We start from the raw sequence: 18,167 nt of genomic DNA on the forward strand, positions 1-18,167 counted from the left end.
ACGAGATTAGTTTATGTGATGAATAACAGCTTAACAGCGTCTTTTTGACTTCAAACAGCAACGATAAGCGACTAATTACAGCTATTTTGTACAAATTATGCAGACATTAGTTTTTAGTGAGAAATGCTGATCGTTATCACTATTAATAGTTAGAAATAGTGATAACGAGAAACTATTGACTGAGCATCGTTTGAGGTTGAGTCACCTTTCACAACATCCACTATTGATCTACAGCGGATATGGCCGATTAATCATATTATGCTTGCAGCTTCCTGATAGCTTAGATTCCCCGCAAATGAGCATATGGGAATTTTGATAATGGCTAATTGTAAAAAAATAGTTCGATGGGCAGTAATATGTAAAACTCAATACCTCGAATTAGTGAAAAGAGTTTCCTGCGAACTTTGAGTAACGCAGAAACAAAATTAGATAAGTATATGAATGTAAGGTATTTATAAATCACTTGAAATGGGTTTACATATATCTAATTACTTTGTAACATTCCGTAAACACAAATAATAAGAATGGAAGCAAGTAATGTTTAAAAAAATACTGAGTTTATCAATAATCGTATTTCTCTTTGGGGGATGTGCTGCTCAAACAGATTTTACGGACGGTGAACCTGTGGATTATGTTGATTTGCAGAAGTTACACACTTGGCAAACTAATCCGAAATTAAGAACTTGTAAGAATTTATATAAATATGATGGTCTTCTAATTATTAATACAGGACAATTTTGGGGATTTTATAATCCAGAGACAGGATTGTTTACTACAGGATTTTTGCTGCCTTATCGGAATGAATATCGCAATCAATATGCAGATAAACTGCGAGCGGTACACTATTTCCTAAAAAAAGATGGTCTATGCGCTGTTGAACTAAAAATACCTGTTAATAGAAAAAGTAGCCGAACTCGTTCTGAAGTTTACACCCAAGACCCGTTCAATTCATATGACTTACAAGTACAAAAAGCTATGGATACTGTTTATTATTATTCAGGAGAAAATCTGAGCAAAGACCTTGAAAGTGAACTAAAGATAATAGAGAGAAAATTATCTGATACTAATTATCAATCAGATAACGGAATAGGTAAGGTTGTTTCTAGTCATTCTTATGGGTGGAAATCTTTTGAAAAAATTGCCGCAATTGTTAAAGGGATAGATTGGGAAAAGCATTCAACACTCAACAAAAAACGTTTAGAAGCGGCAGCTTCAAAAAAATTCTATTCTCAGCAAAGTGAATATTTAGAACGTTTAAATTCCGATGCCAGCAATAATTGGGGGAACCGAAAAGCAAATAATCAAAACTTATCCCGTGGAGCAAAGGTGTGTTCTTTTGATAACTATTATGGATTTGTAGAAGATATAGCGAATGACAAAGTAAAAGTGATGTGGAAAGGAAAGGTACATGAGAAAGTAAATGGTTATTTTTTTGGTAAAATTAATAATTATGATATAGATAGTAAGGTTTTATATCAAATAAATTTTGAAACAAAACCTGTGAATGACTTAACTTGGACATCTATTTCAAATATAGCTAAATGTCCGTTCGATTTTAATTAAGCATTAAAAATGGGTTATGAAGTTAGAATAAGCTTTATAACCCTCTTCAGTTATTCCCCTACTTTCAACTATCAATTTATAATTATCATCATTTGTCGGAGGAAACCTGCTTCTAGCACTAAGTGATCGTTAATGTTTTCAGTTCCGAAAATTTCTGGCTGTGTCTCAATCTATTATCTTTAAATTCGATTTAGTTCAAGAGTCATTACTTTTTAGAGTATATTTGCCTTTATTGTTGATATCACATTAATATTTAGTCACCAAATTCACGTGCTAATTTACTTTAAATTAAATATTAGTATGGAGGTGCAAGATCGATCTACGCATATCTTCGTTAATGCTTTATTTGTTCATCTTATATGCACCAGTTCGTTACTGCGTAACGATTTTAACAGTGTACTTAAGTTATAACTTTCGTACTGCTACCGTTTATTGTGTTCAAAAGTCTTATTCTCTACTTTCGTACATGTACGAATTAAAAACCAATATGTCGTACAAATAATTTATCTTTTAATGATTTTGTTATAGCCATTTATGACTAGACATTAAAAGTGAGATTATCTCAACAAGAAAGCTAAACGAAACCAACTGTTTCAGTAGTGATAGCTCTGGAAAAAAATCGAAATTTAAGTCCTCTGGGTGAGATTAATTCAGAAGTTGTTGAGACTGAAAAATATTAACAATAACTTTGTGCGCATTACTGACTTTATCCTAAAAATTATAGCCATATATTTTCTAATGAAATAATTACAAAGTAGTTTCAGCATTAACACACTGGACAGTCAACGATATAATTGTATTTATAAGTTTTCTTAAAATAATCATTTTAGGACATTTGCGTGATATCAAACAAATAGTAAAAATTTCTTTCTATAACTATCTAAGGCTATGAAATTATGTGATATTGACCTTACGTAATAAGATTTTTGTGAGCAGTGGTTATGCAGGTTGGATCAAAATAAGTGTTATGCTTTTTAAAGTATTTAGCTATGTATCACAATAATATAAATATGGATGTTTGAATGAAGTTTAATAATGAAATTGAAATTTTTATCCGAGATTATGTAAAAGATCTTAATGATGGAACAGCCTCTATTTTTGCTGGTGCTGGATTATCTATACCAGCTGGTTTTGTTAATTGGTCTGAATTGATGCAAGAGATTGCACATGACTTAGGGCTAGATGTTGATCGAGAGAGTGATTTGGTTTCCTTGGCTCAATTTCATGTGAATGAAAATCGCACAAGGTCAAAAATTAACAGAAAAATTATTGAAGAGTTTACAGAAATAGCAGAAGAAACTTCAAATCATAAAATCATAGCAAGATTGCCCATATCTTCTATATGGACGACTAATTATGATAAATTGATAGAACAAGCTTTTGCAAAAGAAAACAAAGTAACAGACACCAAGTTTACAAATAAACAATTGCTTTCTAATAAATCTAAAAGAGACGTAGTAATTTATAAAATGCACGGTGATGCGGAGCATCCTACTGATGCCATTTTGACGAAAGAAGACTATGAACAATATCATCAAACGCATGAACCGTTTCTCAATGCATTAACAGGTGAACTAACGACTAAAACATTTTTATTCATTGGGTTTAGTTTTACTGATCCTAATTTAGATTATGTTTTAAGTCGCCTAAACTTTAGGTTCAGTGATGATAAGAGGCAACATTACTGCCTTATCAAAAAACATTGCTTACTCGACTCTTTAAATCCAGACCAAGCAACTTTAGATTACAACTCAAGAAAACAGCAGTTGGTTATTAACGACTTAAAAAGGTATGGGATAAAATCATTAATTATTGATAAATACCAAGAAATCACTGCTATTTTTGAAGAAATTGAGAGAAGGTTTAAAAAGAAGACAATATTTATTTCTGGAAGCGCTGAAACATACTTACCGTATGATAAAAATGAAGCTCTTGGCTTTATACATGTATTATCAAAAAAAATTATTGAACATAATTTTCGAATCGTAAATGGATTTGGATGGGGGGTTGGAAGTTCAGTGATTAATGGAGCATTAGAAGCTATTAATGAGAAACCATTAAAATATTCTGAATCTCAATTAGTACTAAAACCGTTCCCTCAATTTGAATCAGGTAAGAAAAAATTACCTGTTCTTTGGGAAGAATATCGTCACAAAATAATTTCATTAAGTGGAGTTTCAATATTTTTGTTTGGAAATAAGCTTGTTGATAATGAAATAGTGGTAGCTAATGGACTCATGAGAGAGTTTGAAATATCTAAGTCTAAAGGGAATTTATGTATACCTGTAGGTTGTACTGGATATGCATCTAAATCCATATGCGATTTGATCCTTGATTCACCAGAAGATTATTTTGAAAATCACAGTGTAATAGTGCCTCTCATAAAGAAACTAGCAGATTCGAAAAGTCCATTATCTCAAAAGGTAGATATAGTCATTGAAATATTAAATAAAATAGTACAATAAAGGAGTAGAAACTATGGCAAGACAGGCATTTTTTAGTTTTAAATATAAAGACGTTTCCAAGGCTATGACTGTAAGAAATAGCTGGGCAACACAAGGAAAGCAAGCAGCAGGTTTTATTGATGCCGCTGATTTTGAAGAAGTCAAACGAAAGGGCGACAACGCAATTAAAAACTGGATAGACAAGCAGTTAGAAGGTACGTCTGTAACCGTTGTTTTGGTGGGGGATAAAACTTGTAGTAGCCGTTGGGTTAAGTATGAGATTGAAAAAAGTATTGAGCGAGGTAATGGCCTTTTAGGAATTGATGTAAGTAAAATTAAGAATTTTCAAGGTAAGACCTCTGAACGATGCGGTAAAATTCCAAACGGCTATGCGTTTTATCTCTGGAATAGTGATGATGGTTATAACAATATGGGAAATTGGATAGAAAAAGCAGCGAAAGATGCTGGTAGATAAATAATCAAATACGAAGTTCCTACATTCGGACTCTGAAGTTGGATCGTTAGTTATACATAACCTAATCCGATTAAGGTTTATTGTATGTGTAGCTAATGTCTTCAATGTGACAAAAGTGAATATTACATAAAACGTCTCTATCTCATTTAATGTCTAGAAATCCTACTATTGATGTCTATTCACATAGGTAAGTGAAGAGTGTTTTATAATTAAGGCTAAGACTGATCAGTAATATGACACGAACTCATTAAAATATATGTAAAAAATCGTAGCCTAATGTCAGAAATTTGCACTTTACAGACTGTATGTAGATATATATTCATACAATTATTGTTGTGAGTTTATCTTCTTTAACCCCTTGATTTTGATAAATAGAAATATAATGACGGATTATATTTCATAAATCATAAGCCTTTTGCATCACCTTTTTTGTGACCAAAGCCTCAGATTCTTTGAACCAGTATCAAAACAGTCAAAAGTAAGCTGTTCTATTTGTTGAATTAAAATAACTAACATTATTAATTCAAATAGGGGAGTGCCCAGCACTAAGATAACTCGTCAATACTAACCAAGCAGCCTGATTCAAACATGTCCATAAATATTTTTACTTCTTCCATTTCTTCTTTATAGACATTAATTTTCCCCTCCAATCGTTTTTTAACATTTACGAACTCAGGGTTCTGAAACTTAAGCTCATCACATGCCTTTAAGTATGCGCTAATTACGTCAGCAGCTTTTACAATAATCTTATCTTCTTTATTTACATTCTTTTGAACAACTAAGCTTTTGAAAATCTTTTGCAGCTTGTCAGGAAGTGTGTTCAAGCACTCTATTTCTGCTATATCTTCTATCTTCTTAAACTCTTCTGTAAGGGCAGGACTGCTATATTTTGTTACGTGATTAATATCTTGTAATTTAGTTTCAGAAACTTCGTGATATAATCCTATGGTTGCTAGTCGCTCAGGACTTACATTACCATCACAGTATTCGTTTTTAATTACACCCAGTAGGTGAGCTATAACAGCAACTTGATGACTGTGTTCTGCTACATTTTCCTTTTTAATACTATGCATAGGATTCCATCTAGTAACTAGGTTCATTCGTATTATCCAAGCTAAAAATGCGCTATTTTTCATAATTACCACCTTGATATTGGTTTTTAATAATTTAGTAAACGTATGTTTGATGTTTATTGAACATTTTTACATTGTTTATTTTATGTATGTGTTAAAATGTATGTTATAATGGCAAGGATTATGATTTATTATGCCTTATTATCTGGCTTGTCACTCATTCAATTGTTCAAACATACATAATTCGGTTGTTTATAACGAAGCGAGGGTGACCAATATCGTGGGCTAAACAAATAGATTCAATTAAGTTCTCATCATCAGGAAAAAGCTCAGCAGATAATTGTGCATGCTTGTTTCTTAATTGGGCACTAATTCCTGAGCCAATTTGCGCTGCCTCTAATGAATGGGTAAGACGGGTTCGATAGAAATCACTTTGTCCACTGCCCATCACTTGGGTTTTAGACTGTAAGCGACGAAAAGCAGCAGAATGGAGTATACGCGCACGATCACGCTGAAAAGGGCTACGGTGATCATTTAGACGTTTTGCAACACTAGCTAGTTTTCGCTGCGACCAAAGTTCGTTCATAGACACCCTTTTATCTTAATTGTGTTAAATTTTTTACCTATCATAATCACATACTTAAATAATAAAAGTCACTACCTAAATATACTCTGCAGATAATTAACAGACTACTTATCTCGACAACTTAAGTATTAGCAATAAAAATAGCGCGTTTTGGCGCGGGGTAACCTTCTATTGTTTTACTGTTATCGTCAGGGTCAAGGAAATCAGCCAGTGACTCAGTATCTATCCAGTCAGTTTTTCGTTGTTCATCAAGTGCGGTGATATCGGTATTGACCACCCGTATATTTTTAAATCCACATCGCGAAAGCCATGCACACATCGCATCACAACTAGGTAAAAACCAGACATTACGCATTTTAGCATAACGTTCGCCAGGCACTAAAACAGTATGTTCATCACCATCAACCACTAAAGTTTCTAGCACTAACTCGCCACCCTTTACTAACTGTGCTTTTAATTGGTAAAGAAAATCAATAGGAGAACGGCGATGGTATAAAACACCCATGGCAAATACGGTATCAAAGGCATTGAGCTCAGGTAATTGTTCTACACCTAACGGCAATAAGTTGACTTTAGGGTCGTTAACAAAGTGCTGAATAGCATTAAATTGTGTAAAAAATAATTGTGTTGGGTCTATGCCAACAACAAATTTAGCTCCATCACCGCGCATACGCCATAAGTGATAGCCACTGCCACAACCAATATCTAAAACGTATTTATTGTTGAGTGGGCTAATATGCTCTTTTAAACGATCCCATTTAAAATCGGAGCGCCATTCAGTGTCTATATGCAAACCATGGATATGGTAAGGGCCTTTACGCCAGGGTTTAAATTTTTTCAGTAAATTTTCTAAACGCTTATATTCACCTTCAGTAATATCTTCTTTTTTACCGACAGTTACTCCGTCACTGATATTAACGACTGATGGTGTCGTCTTTGGTAAAGCGGTTAAGGTTTTTTGCCATTGGGCAAACTCGCCATGCAATTGTTCTTTTTTCCATTGGCTAAGTTGCGCAGGAAGAGTGTTTAACCAATGGCTTAGGCGGTTTTGAGCTATTTCTTGATAAAATTTATTGAATGACATGAATAAAGTTACTTAATGGCGATGAGTGAAAAAAAGTTAAAACATTGGAACCAAGGCGTTTGATGGTTGAAACCAGCATTTTCTAAGCGTGCAATATGTTCGGGTAAGCTATCAATGCGCATAACTTTTTCAATAGCGGTACGTTTTTGGGCTATTTCTAGTTCGCTATAACCGTTGGCGCGTTTAAAGTCGAGATGCAAATCGACAAGTAGTTCATTACATATCTTATCATCAGCTGATATTTTTTCTGATAATAACAATAAGCCACCAGGCTTTAAGCCCTTGGCTATTTTATCTATTAATGTCGAGCGTATTTCTGGCTCAATAAACTGTAAGGTGAAATTAAGTACTACCATTGAAGCGTTTTCAATCTCAATATCTAAAATATTACCTTCAATAATTTCTACCGGTGTAGCACCTTTGAATGCACTAACATGCATTTTACAGCGCTCCACCATGGCAGAAGAATTATCAACACCTATAATTTTACAGTTTTTTGCGGTGATCGCTTTACGCATGGCTATCGTTGCGGCGCCGAGTGAGCATCCTAGGTCATACACATGACTATTGTCAGTGACAAAACGCTGACTTAAGCGGCCAATGGTATCAATAATGGTATTATAACCAGGTACAGAGCGGGAAATCATATCAGGAAAAACTTCGACAACATGTGCGTCAAAAGTAAAATCTTTAATTTGGCTTTGTTTTTTTGAAAAAATTAAATCGGGTTCTGATGGTTTCATTAGGCTGAACTTGTCTTGGTATTTAAATATCAATTTTGCGTTATTTTAACCCAAATTTATTGTCATAGGGTAGTATTGCGTACTTTTTAGTAGTTAAAGCTAAAATTTACCCTGCAACTTATGACGAATAAGGTCTATAATCGTTGTTATTTCATCCACTTTAACCATTAAGGAATTGCTGTTGCAACTCAATTATTTTGTTCGTTGTCTAATCTTACTGGTGATGTGTTTTGCTATAACAGTGCAAGCAAACAATGAACGTTTTGAAATCTCAGCAAAGCCACTCACAATAGCGATAAACAAAACCAGCTATCCTTATATGTTCCTCAATGACAAAGGACAGGCGGATGGCTTAATGCCCGATCTTTGGAAGCTATGGGCAGAGCGACAAGGTGTTAAAATTGAATTTATTACCACGGACTGGTTATCAACATTATCACAGGTTCAATCAGGTGAAGTTGACATTCATGGCGGAATGACTAAAACAGTAGAGCGCAGTAAAGAATTATTGCTTACACCGTCATTTTTCTATCACGATTTCTATTTTTATACCCATAGAGATTTTACTAATTTAACTGAAATTAGCCAATTGTCACCTTACATTATTGGTTCGGTTCGCGGGTCAAGTCATGCCGCAATCATTTTAGAAAAATATCCACACCTTAAATTACGTTTATACGAAAATCGCCATGTCTTATATCAAGCGGCATTAGCTAACGAAATAATGGTTTATACGGACGTTGAAAAACCTTCTAAACTTTTTAGTGAGTATTTTGAATTAAATAAACAATACCCACCTTACAAAAGAATTAGTTTCTATCAAGGTGAATATGTAGCCGCCACATCAATAGAGAATACGTTGTTAAAAGACTTTATCGTTGAAGGTTTTGATAAAATTACGGTTGCCGAAAAATCGCTAATAGAAAAAAAATGGTTAGGACGAGAGAAAAGTAGCAAAACATTGTTATTAAGCTTCCTAACACAAGCACCGCCTTATATGGCGGTGTCTCCTACGGGGCAACCGCAAGGTTTATTTATTGATTTATGGCGTTTATGGGCGAAAGAAAGTGGCATTGAAATTGAATTTATTGCTCAATCTCCATCACAAGAATTAGCGATGTTACAAGGCGGTGATGTCGATATACATATTGGTTATTCAGCCGAAAATTTTAATAATAAATTACAGATCGCTTCACAAATTTATGGTGTTGATGCTGGCGTGTTTGTTTCTACCCGAATTGATAATGTTTATTCATTGAAAGACTTACAAGGTAAAAGAATAGGTATTTTAGCAGGGACTACTTATGAAAACACCTTAACTAAGAGGTACCCTAATCTAAAAGTTCAGGTTTACCAGACAGCTAATGAACTTCTTCATCAGGCTGAATTAGGCAATGTTGATGCTATGGTCAGTGCTCAAGAATACCTAAATGCCCGTTTAATAGAAAGCAATTTACAATCTTCATTTTATCAATTAAAAAATGTTACTTTCCCAACACCAGTTTATTCCTTAGTAAAAAAGGGTAATGATAAATTGGTTGAATTGATTAACGAAGGCTTTAACAATATTCCTATTGAGCAACTTATTAGACTCGAGAGAAATTGGCTTATCGATAAAAATAACGGCTATTTTGTTCGCTCTGCTGAAAAAGTGAGCTTATCTCAGTCTGAACAATTATGGCTAGAGCAAAATCAAAAAGTAAATGTTGGACTGGTTAAAAACTGGATGCCAATGGAATTTGTTAATGCAAAAGGCCAAGTAACAGGTATCAACCCCGATGTACTTAAGTTGATATCAGATCGCTCTGCTTTAGCGTTCGAATTTACATTTTTTGATAGCTGGAATGACTTATATCAAGGATTAGTCGAGGAAAAAATTGATATGCTTGCCAGTATTTCTGTGACGCAAGAGCGAAAGAAACAGGTTCTATTTACTCAACCTTATTGGAGTATGCCTTGGGTCATTTTACACCAACGTCAATTGGGCTCTCAACTGACACTTAACAGTTTTCATGGTAAAACATTAGCCGTTATTAAAGGCTACTATCTATCGTCTGCTATTAGAAAAGAACACCCCTTAATATCGTTAAAACTCGTTGATACTCACAATGAGGGTCTACTTGCCGTTCAGCAAGGTAAGGTTGACGGTTTTATTTCTAATATAGCGTCGGCTTCTGAATTAATGAAACGAGAAAGTCTCAGTGTTTTAGATATGTCAGTGTTGGAAGAATTGCAAAGGGACAGCAGTCACTTTGCCATTAGACCGGATTGGCTTGAATTACAACAAATCATAAACAAAACCTTATTGACTATTTCTGAGAATGAAAAACAGAAAATTTATGACCGCTGGTTTGGAGTGAATATAGAAACAGGGTTTAATAAAGATGTTGTCATGCGAGTCTCAGCACAAATTGGTGTACTTATTCTCATTATTATTATTGCGATAATAATGTGGAATAGGCGCTTATATGGTGAAATAAAAACGCGTAAATTGCTTGAAGAAAAAATGAAACATATGGCGACCCATGATGAATTAACCGGGTTAGCCAACCGAGTATTGCTAAAAGACCGGATCAATACTGCCATTAGCTTCCATCAGCGCCAACAATTACAAATGGCCGTTTTATTTCTCGATCTTGATGGTTTTAAAACTATAAATGACACCCATGGCCATGATGTTGGCGATGAACTGTTAGTCAAAGTGGCTAATAAACTAAAAAGTTGTGTTCGACAGTCAGATACGGTTGTTCGTTTTGGTGGTGATGAATTTGTTCTACTGCTAACAGGTTTGCATCAAAAAAGTGAAGCGGCTTATATTGCCGACAAAGTATTAAAGCTGATGCAGCAGCCTTTTGAATTGTCGGTGGAACGGGTTAATATTGGTTGTAGTATTGGTATTGCTATGTATCCCGATGATGGTGTGACAGATAATGACCTGCTAAAAATTGCCGATACGTTAATGTATAGGGTTAAGGCAAATGGAAAAAATCATTATGTCTTCAACTCAGAGACATACGCAGCTAAATAAATAAAACCAAACTATTTTATCATCCGTAAAATATTTTTTAATCATTTTACGGTCACTATTCCCCTTAATGCTTTTTTTGTCGTCATATTCCTTTATAATGTCGGCAATTTTCCATCCTAACGATTGCCATGCTAATACTTTGCATGAGCTAGTTAGTATTATCAGGACAACAGACATGCGCGATCTTTATTGTGGTGATGTGAACGAATCTCACATTGGCAAAGAAATTACTTTATGCGGCTGGGTTAACCGTCGTCGAGACTTAGGTGCGGTGATCTTTTTAGATCTACGTGATCGTGAAGGTATGGTACAAGTCGTTTATGATCCAGATTTACCTGAAGTTATAGCGAAAGCGAATACCTTACGTAATGAATTTTGTGTTCAAATTAAAGGCAAGGTGCGTGCCCGACCTGAAGGTCAAATTAATAAAGACATGAAAACCGGTGCTATTGAAATTTTAGGGTTAGAGCTGACTATTTTAAATAAGTCTGCACCATTACCACTTGATTCCAACCAAAATAATTCAGAAGAACAACGTTTAAAATATCGCTATTTAGATTTACGTCGTAGCGAGATGACAGAACGTATGCGCTTTCGTGCAAAAGTAACATCGGCAGTGCGAACGTCCTTAGAAGGGCAGGGCTTTTTAGATATTGAAACACCTATCTTAACTGCGGCAACACCTGAAGGTGCACGTGACTATTTAGTACCAAGTCGCACACATAAAGGTCAGTTCTTTGCTTTACCGCAGTCACCTCAGTTGTTTAAACAATTGTTAATGATGTCGGGTATGGAACGTTACTATCAAATTGTTAAATGTTTTCGTGACGAAGATTTACGCGCTGACCGTCAGCCTGAATTTACTCAAATAGATATTGAAACGTCATTCATGAGCAGCGAGCAAGTGATGAATGTTGCTGAAACGATGATCGTTAAATTATTTAAAGATTTGATGAATGTTGATTTAGGCACATTCCCTCGTATGACTTATTTAGAGGCAATGACACGTTTTGGTTCAGATAAACCTGATTTACGTAATCCACTAGAATTAGTGGATGTTGCTGATATTGTTAAAGATGTAGAGTTTAAAGTTTTCTCTGGACCTGCAAACGACGAAAAAGGCCGTGTATCGGTAATTTGTGTTCCGGGTGGTGCTGCAAAATTCTCACGCAAGGGTCTTGACGAACTGACTAAGTATGTTGGCATTTATGGTGCTAAAGGTATGCCTTGGTTAAAAGTTAATGATGTTGATGCAGCCTTAAGTACTGGTATTGACGGCATACAATCGCCGGTCTTGAAGTTCTTAAATGAAGAAGCGGTAAAAGCGTTATTAACACGTACTAACGCTAAAACAGGCGATATTATTTTCTTTGGCGCTGACAAGTACAATATTGTTACTGAATCACTTGGTGCATTGCGTCTTAAACTAGGCGAAGATTTAGAATTATTACAAGGTGATTGGAAACCATTGTGGGTTGTTGACTTCCCAATGTTTGAAGAAGCTGATGGCGGCATGCATGCAATTCATCACCCGTTTACCGCACCTATTAATTTAACGGCTGAAGCATTAGAAGCTAACCCTGTTGGCGCGCTTTCTGATGCTTACGATATGGTGTTAAATGGCTGTGAATTAGGCGGCGGTTCGGTACGTATTCATAACCAAGATATGCAAGCTGCAGTTTTTAGAATTTTGGGTATTAGTGACGAAGAAGCGCAAGAAAAATTTGGCTTTTTACTTGAAGCACTTCAGTATGGTGCTCCACCACACGCTGGCTTAGCGTTTGGTTTAGACCGCCTAGTAATGTTAATGACTGGCGCATCATCAATTCGTGATGTTATGGCTTTTCCAAAAACAACCACAGCGGCTTGTCCATTAACCAATGCACCGGGTAAAGCAAATCCAGCACAGCTTGTTGAACTGGGCATCGCTTGTTTACCTAAAGCTGAAAAGAAAGAAGAACCTTTAGCTGAATAGTTTATAAATAATCAGCGTTCGATAAAAAGCAGCTAATTAGCTGCTTTTTTTATCTATAGAATGTACGGTCATGACAGTTCTTAGGCAACCATGCCTTCACTGTATTATTGCTTTGTACAGGTCATTTTTTTCTAGGTAAATCATAGACCCTGATCCCTCTAGGCAATGTTGTGGCGCCATGGATTGCAAGGAACGACGAATGGTCACGACCGCATGTATGCAGAAGGTAGAGCGAAGCATGGATGCACGAGCCGAGGATGTACTAGGGCTCCTGTCGTCATGCTGAATTCATTTCAGTATCTGAATAACAGTTCTTATCTGCATAACGTTCATTGTCAAAATGAACGACGACATTGCCATTTAACTGACTTCAACGCATAATCTCGATACTCTTTTAAGCCATTCCTGCTTTCGTTAAAAATACTATTAAATAAGAGAACTCAATTTGACCATAATCCTAGGTATCGATCCTGGCTCACGTATTACCGGTTACGGTGTTATAAAAAAAGAAGGTCGCAAAATCTCATATTTGGGCAGTGGCTGTATAAAAGCATATGCGGGCAATAAAGAGGAAGATGACTTTAGCCTGCGTCTACAAACTATTTTTGCTGGTGTTTCTGAGTTGATCCTGCAATTTTCTCCCGAACTTTTTGCTATAGAACAAGTTTTCATGGGCGTTAATCCTGGTGGCGCGTTGAAGTTGGGGCAAGCGCGAGGAGCTGCTATTGTTGCGGCAACCAATAAAGGCTTACCGGTTGCAGAATACTCAGCCAGACAGATAAAACAATCGGTTGTTGGCACGGGCGCCGCCGATAAAAGCCAAGTACAACACATGGTGAAATCTATTTTAAAACTGCCTGCTATGCCCCAAGCGGATGCTGCCGATGCACTCGCTATTGCGCTTTGTCATGCGCATAGCCATGATACTCTTGCAAAAATGGCGGGGCAGGTTAGTAAAATCGTCCGTGGACGATTACGATAAACCACGCAAGCGACTTTACTGTATAAATATATAGTGGTATGGTTGCCAAAAGTTAATGTAGAGAAGGTTTTAGCTGTGATTGGTCGTTTACGTGGAACATTATTAGAAAAATTAGCACCAGAAGTCTTAATTGAGTGTGGGGGGATTGGCTACGAAGTTACTATGCCAATGACCAGTATTTATGCCTTACCTGAATTAAACGAACAAGCGATTATTTATACGCACTTTGTGGTCCGTGAAGATGCGCAATTATTATATGGCTTTGCTAATAAAATCGAACGTAGATTATTTAGACTGGTTATTAAAGTTAATGGTGTTGGCCCTAAATTAGGCCTTGCCATACTTTCAAGCATGTCTGCAGACCAATTTGTTAGCTGTGTGGCTCATGACGACTTGACCAGCATTGTAAAAATACCAGGCGTTGGGAAAAAAACAGCTGAACGTTTACTTATTGAAATGCGCGACCGTTTAAAAGATTGGCAAGTCACTCATACGGCATCGCCATTAGCATCGGGAACACTTCCGATTGAGCTTCATCATGAAAATACTTTTGTGACTAATGCAAAAGGTGATGCGATTAACGCATTAGTTTCTTTAGGCTACAGTCAGCAACAAGCTGAAAAGTCGATACGAAACGTATTTAAAGCAGAATCAACGAGTGAAGATCTTATTCGTGACGCATTAAAGTCAATGCTTTAATATCTACTGCATTGATAAAATGTAGATAAAGCTAACACGTAAATAACAGGCTGCTAATAGTAACATCGGCCTGACAATACTCACTTAGCCGTATTTAAATAAGCAAAGACACAAGAGAAAATAATGATAGAAGCTGATCGTCTTATTGAACCTACTGCCCAGCCAGAAGAAGAAACCATTGATCGTGCTATTCGTCCTAAACTACTAGCCGATTATACTGGACAAGATCATGTCAAAATTCAAATGGAAATTTTTATCGCGGCAGCAAAGAAGCGCGATGAACCACTCGATCATTTATTGATATTTGGTCCTCCTGGTTTAGGTAAAACCACACTTGCCAATATTGTTGCTAATGAGATGGGCGTGAATATCCGCACAACTTCCGGTCCTGTCTTAGAAAAAGCCGGAGATTTAGCGGCTTTACTGACTAACCTCGAAGAAAATGATGTGCTCTTCATTGACGAAATTCATCGTCTAAGTCCTGTGGTTGAAGAAATCCTTTACCCCGCAATGGAAGATTATCAGCTAGATATCATGATTGGAGAAGGGCCCGCTGCTCGTTCAATAAAATTAGACTTACCGGCATTTACCTTGATTGGTGCAACGACCCGTGCCGGCGCCTTAACCTCGCCACTGAGAGACCGTTTTGGCATTGTGCAACGACTTGAGTTCTATAACACTAAAGATTTAACTGAAATAGTTAAACGTTCAGCCTACTTTCTCAAGCTACCTATTGATGAAGAAGGCGCATTTGAAGTAGCCAAGCGCTCTCGTGGCACACCAAGAATAGCTAATCGGTTATTACGTCGAGTCCGTGACTATGCCGATGTGAAAACACAAGGCATTGTTAGCCAAGCAACGGCCGCTAAAGCACTAAATATGTTAGAGGTTGATGATCAAGGTTTTGATTTAATGGACCGGAAATTATTGCAAGCGATTATTGATAAATTTATGGGCGGTCCTGTTGGCCTTGATAATGTCGCAGCAGCCATTGGCGAAGAGCGCGAAACAATTGAAGATGTTATTGAACCTTATCTTATTCAGCAAGGTTTCCTGCAAAGAACACCGCGCGGGCGTATAGCAACTGAACGTGCTTACCAGCACTTTGGTTTAGATAAGCCGGTTTAATAACCAATCCACATCGTTATATCAAATTTTAGGTAAAAAAAAGCCCACATAAATTATGTGGGCCAACTTATAAATTAAGTTGATAAGAGGAAATAGGGTTCCAATAAACATGTCAGAGAGAAGAGATAAAATCTATTCAAATTGTCTGGCTATCAACTACCCCGTTATATCAGTGAAGATAAACTTGAATAATTATTACGCTAGCTCGAACAACAAGTGGATTTTAGAGTAAGTGTTCTATTTATACAAGATAAAAAAATTAGATATTTCGCATTAGAAAAACTAATGTTACTTTTTTGGTGTGTCTTTAATCAGCGCGGTACAAACCGGTAATTCTCCGCTAGAAACTATTTCTCAAAATGTTACATTCGATTACCACTAAACGCTTGTCGTCAGAAGTTATTATCATTAATATAGAAGAAATTATAATTGAGTGTCTCGAGTTTTATTTTTAACGATAAAAATACAAATAACGATGCACTGAGCGTTTTACATCATACAACTCATGCCAGATATTAAACACGTTTATCCAGTTAGGATATATTATGAAGATACGGATGCCGGCGGTATTGTTTACCATGCAAACTATTTAAAGTTTTGTGAACGTGCACGTACTGAGTGGTTGAGAGAATTAAACGCTAATCAATCATCTTTTTTAGAACAAAACATTGGTTTAGTGGTCAGAAGAGTGGAAATGGATAATGTAGCTTCAGCCAGCTTAGATGATTTACTTATTGTTACCTCATGGATTAGCGAATTGAAACGCGCCAGTCTGGTTTTTACTCAACAAATAAGTGATCAGCAAAATAAGCTTATTTGTGCTGTTGTTGTCCAAATTGCTTGTGTTAACTTAGCACTTGCCAAACCCTGTGCTATTCCCGAAAAAATATTAGGAGCGTTAAAACGTGTCAGCTGAAATTTCTATATTTGATTTATTCCTTCAAGCCAGTTTGTTAGTTAAAAGTGTAATGTTAATTCTACTCGGTTTTTCTATTGCATGTTGGGCGATGATATTTCAACGTCGAAAAGCACTTAACGACGCACAGGCACAAATGAAAATCTTTGAAGATAAGTTTTGGAGCGGAGCAGACCTAAGTAAACTCTATAATGAAGTTTCGTCTAAAGGTCCTGCCACCGGTATTGAAAGTTTATTTGTATCAGGCTTTAAAGAATTTGCCCGTTTACGAAAAAGCAATATGGATTCACCACAAGCGATTGTTGACGGAACTCATCGAGCAATGCGCGTTGCACTTTCACGTGAAGTTGACCATCTTGAAACACACTTGCCATTTATGGCGACCGTGGGCTCTATTAGTCCGTACATAGGTTTGTTTGGAACTGTTTGGGGAATTATGAATTCGTTTATTGCACTTGGCGCTGTTGAGCAAGCAACACTTGCTATGGTTGCTCCGGGTATTGCTGAAGCATTAATTGCCACGGCTATGGGCTTATTTGCTGCAATACCAGCAGTGATCGCTTTTAATCGTTTTAGCCACCATGTTGAAAAATTAGAAAATGGCTACGGTAATTTTATGGAAGAATTTTCCAGTATTTTACAACGTCAAAGTACCAGTGAACCATCAGCATAAACGGAGTAATATCTTATGTATAAAAGAGTAAGACGCCGTAAAGTTGCTGAAATCAATGTTGTTCCTTACATTGATGTTATGTTGGTGTTATTGATTATTTTTATGGTTACCGCACCATTGATCACTCAAGGTGTGAAAGTTAACCTTCCTAAGGCCGATGCTGAAGCGCTTGATAAAGAGTCAAAACCCCCTTTAGTCGCTTCCGTTGATGCCGACGGTAATTATTATTTAGCGGTCGGTACCAGTAAGAATGAACCCATGTCAGCTGAACAAGTGGCAACACTGGTTGCTGCCCATTTAAAAGTTGAACCTGACACGCCAGTCGTTGTTAACGGTGATGGTGCTGTTTCTTATGATGCTGTAATACAACTAATGGTGTTATTACAACAAAAAGCAGGTGTTCCATCGGTTGGTTTAATGACAGACCCTGGAGCTAAATAATTAATGAGCCGAAAATTTGCTATCGCATTATCATTGAGTTTCTTATTACATATCGTATTAGCTGCGGTATTATTGATGGGCGATTTTGACAGCGAACCCAAAGTGGCGCCCAAAGTTGTGCAAGTACAGACTATTCAGGCAACTATTGTTGATAAAAGTAAAATTGAAGCACAAGTTAATAAAATTAAGCAAAAAAAACTTGATGATGCTCAACAGTTAAAAGACTTGGAACAACAAGTGGCTTCCGCTAGGGTAAAACGTGCTAAAGAAGAAAAACGTATTAAAGAACTTGAGCGACAAAGAAAGAAAAAATTACTAGAGAAAAAGGCAGCTGACTCAGCAGCAAAAAAAGCGCTA

The 18,167-nt window shown here is 36.4% G+C and carries 15 protein-coding genes and 1 pseudogene; 12 read left to right on the forward strand and 4 right to left on the reverse strand.

Annotated features, from left to right (window positions below; translation table 11 throughout):
• Positions 1 to 537: 537 nt before the first annotated feature.
• From H4J69_RS18555 to H4J69_RS18565, 3 genes are all read left to right on the forward strand, one after another.
• Positions 538 to 1,563, forward strand: a complete 1,026-nt coding sequence (locus H4J69_RS18555; RefSeq protein ID WP_182245036.1) for a hypothetical protein — start codon at positions 538 to 540, stop codon at positions 1,561 to 1,563.
• A gap of 1,022 nt (positions 1,564 to 2,585) precedes the next feature.
• Complete coding sequence (locus H4J69_RS18560) at positions 2,586 to 4,028, forward strand: SIR2 family protein (protein WP_182245037.1); 1,443 nt, start codon at positions 2,586 to 2,588, stop codon at positions 4,026 to 4,028.
• A gap of 13 nt (positions 4,029 to 4,041) precedes the next feature.
• Positions 4,042 to 4,482, forward strand: a complete 441-nt coding sequence (locus tag H4J69_RS18565) for a TIR domain-containing protein (protein WP_182245038.1) — start codon at positions 4,042 to 4,044, stop codon at positions 4,480 to 4,482.
• A 545-nt stretch (positions 4,483 to 5,027) separates the two neighbouring features.
• Here the strand turns inward: H4J69_RS18565 and yfbR are convergent.
• The 4 genes and pseudogenes from yfbR to cmoA all read right to left on the reverse strand — a co-directional run bounded on the left by yfbR (position 5,028) and on the right by cmoA (position 7,968).
• Positions 5,028 to 5,618 (reverse strand): 5'-deoxynucleotidase, encoded by a 591-nt coding sequence (gene yfbR / locus H4J69_RS18570; protein WP_182245039.1) that lies wholly within the window; start codon positions 5,616 to 5,618, stop codon positions 5,028 to 5,030.
• Positions 5,619 to 5,814: 196 nt separating this feature from the next.
• Positions 5,815 to 6,141: pseudogene (locus tag H4J69_RS18575) on the reverse strand (HD domain-containing protein); the annotation flags it as partial.
• Positions 6,142 to 6,262: 121 nt separating this feature from the next.
• A complete protein-coding gene (cmoB, locus tag H4J69_RS18580) occupies positions 6,263 to 7,225 on the reverse strand; it encodes a tRNA 5-methoxyuridine(34)/uridine 5-oxyacetic acid(34) synthase CmoB (protein ID WP_070376289.1) in 963 nt (320 codons plus the stop codon).
• 8 nt (positions 7,226 to 7,233) lie between these two features.
• Positions 7,234 to 7,968 (reverse strand): carboxy-S-adenosyl-L-methionine synthase CmoA, encoded by a 735-nt coding sequence (gene cmoA / locus H4J69_RS18585; protein WP_182171727.1) that lies wholly within the window; start codon positions 7,966 to 7,968, stop codon positions 7,234 to 7,236.
• Between the two features lie 181 nt (positions 7,969 to 8,149).
• On the opposite strand from cmoA, the gene H4J69_RS18590 reads away from it, so the two are divergent.
• The 9 genes from H4J69_RS18590 to tolA all read left to right on the forward strand — a co-directional run.
• On the forward strand, positions 8,150 to 10,996 hold the full coding sequence (locus tag H4J69_RS18590) for a transporter substrate-binding domain-containing protein (protein ID WP_182217697.1): 2,847 nt from the start codon (positions 8,150 to 8,152) through the stop codon (positions 10,994 to 10,996).
• Positions 10,997 to 11,171: 175 nt separating this feature from the next.
• Complete coding sequence (aspS, locus tag H4J69_RS18595) at positions 11,172 to 12,971, forward strand: aspartate--tRNA ligase (RefSeq protein ID WP_182245041.1); 1,800 nt, start codon at positions 11,172 to 11,174, stop codon at positions 12,969 to 12,971.
• A gap of 445 nt (positions 12,972 to 13,416) precedes the next feature.
• The gene (ruvC, locus tag H4J69_RS18600; RefSeq protein WP_146798953.1) at positions 13,417 to 13,953 is read left to right on the forward strand and encodes a crossover junction endodeoxyribonuclease RuvC; all 537 of its coding nucleotides are present in this window, start codon (positions 13,417 to 13,419) and stop codon (positions 13,951 to 13,953) included.
• 75 nt (positions 13,954 to 14,028) lie between these two features.
• On the forward strand, positions 14,029 to 14,652 hold the full coding sequence (gene ruvA, locus H4J69_RS18605; RefSeq protein ID WP_070377216.1) for a Holliday junction branch migration protein RuvA: 624 nt from the start codon (positions 14,029 to 14,031) through the stop codon (positions 14,650 to 14,652).
• A gap of 123 nt (positions 14,653 to 14,775) precedes the next feature.
• Complete coding sequence (gene ruvB / locus H4J69_RS18610) at positions 14,776 to 15,780, forward strand: Holliday junction branch migration DNA helicase RuvB (protein ID WP_146798954.1); 1,005 nt, start codon at positions 14,776 to 14,778, stop codon at positions 15,778 to 15,780.
• A 505-nt stretch (positions 15,781 to 16,285) separates the two neighbouring features.
• Positions 16,286 to 16,696, forward strand: coding sequence for a tol-pal system-associated acyl-CoA thioesterase (ybgC, locus tag H4J69_RS18615; RefSeq protein ID WP_182217695.1), 411 nt, complete (start codon positions 16,286 to 16,288; stop codon positions 16,694 to 16,696).
• Positions 16,686 to 17,369: a protein TolQ gene (gene tolQ / locus H4J69_RS18620; RefSeq protein ID WP_070376296.1), complete on the forward strand. Its 684-nt coding sequence runs from the start codon at positions 16,686 to 16,688 to the stop codon at positions 17,367 to 17,369. The genes ybgC and tolQ overlap by 11 nt, the downstream gene beginning before the upstream one ends.
• Positions 17,370 to 17,384: 15 nt before the next feature.
• Positions 17,385 to 17,810, forward strand: coding sequence for a protein TolR (tolR, locus tag H4J69_RS18625; protein ID WP_146798955.1), 426 nt, complete (start codon positions 17,385 to 17,387; stop codon positions 17,808 to 17,810).
• A 3-nt stretch (positions 17,811 to 17,813) separates the two neighbouring features.
• Positions 17,814 to 18,167: cell envelope integrity protein TolA (tolA, locus tag H4J69_RS18630; protein WP_182252030.1), on the forward strand; the 354-nt coding region annotated here is incomplete at its 3' end.

The organism is Colwellia sp. BRX10-9, from assembly GCF_014077405.1.
Classification (GTDB): domain Bacteria; phylum Pseudomonadota; class Gammaproteobacteria; order Enterobacterales; family Alteromonadaceae; genus Colwellia_A.